Annotated in this window: 3 protein-coding genes; all 3 read right to left on the bottom strand. The window is 60.4% G+C overall.

Going from position 1 to position 3,210, the window contains the following annotated elements; genetic code table 11:
* On the bottom strand, nucleotides 1-222 hold a 222-nt coding region (locus tag ACGLHR_RS51165; protein ID WP_400103705.1), incomplete at its 3' end, for a site-specific integrase.
* The gene (locus ACGLHR_RS51170) at nucleotides 219-1,178 is read right to left on the bottom strand and encodes a tyrosine-type recombinase/integrase (protein WP_400103707.1); all 960 of its coding nucleotides are present in this window, start codon (nucleotides 1,176-1,178) and stop codon (nucleotides 219-221) included. The genes ACGLHR_RS51170 and ACGLHR_RS51165, both read right to left, overlap by 4 nt.
* A 5-nt stretch (nucleotides 1,179-1,183) precedes the next feature.
* Nucleotides 1,184-2,413, bottom strand: coding sequence for a tyrosine-type recombinase/integrase (locus ACGLHR_RS51175; RefSeq protein WP_400103709.1), 1,230 nt, complete (start codon nucleotides 2,411-2,413; stop codon nucleotides 1,184-1,186).
* Nucleotides 2,414-3,210 lie beyond the last annotated feature (797 nt).

Here is a 3,210-nt window from a genome sequence, read left to right on the forward strand (position 1 = left end):
TAGTTGAGACAGAAACGCGGCGACCACGTCGACATTCAGGTCGGCCAGTTGTAAGTCGGTCACGGCGCGACCTCGGGTGTCGGCCAGGAAGGTGAAGAACAATCGCAAGGTATCGCGGTAGGCTCGAACCGTGTGCGGGCTGGCCCCACGCATACGCTGCAAGTAGTCAACGAAGAACGACTCGACGCAGCTCAACAAAGCCTGCCTTGGCGTTCGACTCATGACACTTTGCCGGACCGCTTCCAGCGTCTCGCAAAACGCTGGCTAGCGAGTCGCATCAATTCTGGTGTCGCTGCAAGATAAACCTCGGTGCCCAGCACGTTGACGTGTCCCATATATGCGGATAGCCAGGGTAACTTGGCATGGATGTCGACCCCTTGGCGATACCATAGCGTCAGGCGGTGCACGGCGAAGGCATGGCGGAACTCATAAGGACGCGGCCCTATCCGCCCGGTGATGGGCTTCAGTCCCGCCTTGCGCAGAAGCAAGCGGATGGCATCGGATGCTGTTCTTACCGACAACGCTTGCCCGTGTTCGCGCAGCAGCAGTGCGCCCGGATCGCGACCATTGACCCTGTCCACGATGCGCTGTCGCGCCAATAGATAGTCGCGGATCTCCTTGGTCAGATCGGCCCGAAACGGGACGATACGGCTCTTGCCTTTGCTCTCTCGAATGAAGAAGGTTTGACGGTTCAGATCGACATCTGGCAACTGGAGGCGCACTGCCTCGCCCAAGCGCAGACCGGTGCAGTAGAGAATCAACATCAAGGTGCGCAACATCACGGAGCCCACATTCCGACCACGGTGCCGCCCGGCTCGCTCGATGAGATCTCGCACTTCTTCGGGCGAGAAGATGTAAGGTAGGAACGTGGATTCTTTGACCGGTGCCCAACTATGATCGGGAACAAAGCTGTTGGGATCGCGGCGGCGTCGGTACAAGCACAGTTGGCGGACGACGCCGAATTCCAGCCCCACCGTGACAGGCTTGCGACCATCGGCGCGCGCGAGCCATTCCTTCAGCAGCACGGTAAGCGAGCCCCTCGCTTGCCCGCCTACGCGTTGCTCGACGAAGCATTGAAAGCTCTTTAGCGTGAACTCACTTCGTCGATACGAATATCCCATGGCACGCTTAAATGCGAGGAAGTCCGCGATGTCTCGCGCAAGTTCGATGGCGTTCACGTGGCTCATCGTGGCACCGGCAGGGCAAGTTGGCGCAGACCTTCGGTGGCAATGCGCACATAGGCGGAGACCGAGTCCGCGTTCCTATGACCCAGGATATCGCCCAGTACCTTCGGGACTACGCCCAGCTCCATCTGGCGACAAGCGTGCGTGTGACGCAGCACGTGGCTGCCTAAGTATTCCGCCCAGACGCCAGCGGAATGAGCATGGGTGACGAGGATATATCGCACCGCGGACGAACAGCCGAGCGGCAAGTGCGGTGCTTTAGTGGAAATGAACAGGTGTCGCGTAGGGGTGTGGCGGGGACGTCCGTCCTGTAGGTACCGCGCCACCGCGCACGCCACCGCAGGTAACAATGGCAGCAGAAACTCGACGCCGGTCTTTGGACGTACCACATGCAGGGTGAGAGTATGCCAGTCGATGTCATCCAAGGTCAGACGCGTCACTTCGCCCGCACCCAGACCGTAGGTACTCATCAACAGCAGCATCGTGTAATCCCGCTGCCCCTTGGCTGTGGTGCTATCAACGGCGGCAAGGATGCGGAGTACATCGACCCACGGCAACGCCCGAGGTGGTCGCTCATCTCTGCGCACCATCGGCCCCACCACGGACGATGCCAAGTCGACTGGCAGTCGTCCGGTCACTCGCAGGAACCGTAGAAAGCTGCGCAGGCTGCAGCCGATGTCCGCCGTGGTTGTGCGCGCGTAGTGCTCGCGGCAGCCTACGAGAAAGGCATCGATGTCGGACAGCTTCAAGTGACGCAGATGCCGGTGTCGATGGCGCAGATACGCAAGGAAAGACGTCGTATGTGCGATCTTCTTCTTGACCGTCATGGCGGGGTTGCCGCGATGCTGGCGCAAATACTCGGCGAACTCCTGCAACAATGGAGGTTGAACCTCTTGGCGCCGGGAAACGGATTCCCAGACAGGCAAGTCGTGATCCATGGAGCGTAGCGCGAAGGCCCAGGCGCGCAGAGCGCAATGCGCATTGTGGCGGGCGCTGCCGGCGTCGGTGTGCCGCCGCCGCGCATACCACCGGGCGAAGGCCATCGCACCCGCATGAGTGAGTTGCAACTCCGCATCCAGTGCCTTCCTGCCACAATAGTCATAAAAGCGGCGAACCCATTGCAAATACTGACGGGCCGAGGCTGGGGTGAGATAACGGTTCTCGCACCACACGCGCACGACCTCAGACTTGGCCTCCGCAAAGCAGCTAACGTGCGCGCCTGGCATCATGCAACTCCCATTGGCGGAGATACCCCCTTTGCAAACACGTTAGCGCGGCACTATGGGCGGGTCTGGCCCCTTCTTATGTTGGAGAGGCGAGCGATCATGATTGCTGCAGGCGCTATGCAAGGCGAAGCCCACCGGCGAAGGCAGTACGCCAAGATACGGAGCGACAGCTTCGCGCAGATGGACCAATGCACTCCGCCCAGGCAACCGGTCACGCAATGCCGTTACGCTCGCCTCACCATCACCATCACCGAAGTATTGGGGAAACCAGCGATGTACCCTTAACAAGGCATCATGCACCAGTCTTACTCGGCGACGGACCCAACGTATCGCGCTGGGCAATGTAATATCGTCAATACGTAAGGCATTGGCCGCTGCCTCCATGCTGGCGCATTGTTCGGCATGCGACACGACGATCTCCACAGTTTGCAGTGAGCCCGGTAGGTGAGACGCAAGGAAATCCGGTAGCAGGCTGAACGTGCGATGCCCTTGCGGGCAATACCAGCGAGGAATACGTACCCCGGCTGGTGTCTTACGGGCGTAGGTGCCGTGGCGGGCAAAAGAGCAGCCGCCTCGCGGATGCAGCGGGCAGCGAGGCAGGTCGGCGGTGCGCCATGCTTGCTCGGCAACGTAAGCTTCGCCGGCCAGCGCTGTCTCGAATCGGAGCTGCACGATCAGGGATACTCGCGACACTCGGCAGATAGCTACATATTATGCTGACAGAGCGGGCCCGAGAAGCCAGCACGGGCGCGCAACTCGCGACGCTACTCCAGATAAAATCCGACTCCGGATACTGCGCC

Source organism: Cupriavidus sp. CuC1, assembly GCF_044627735.1.
GTDB lineage: Bacteria > Pseudomonadota > Gammaproteobacteria > Burkholderiales > Burkholderiaceae > Cupriavidus > Cupriavidus ulmosensis.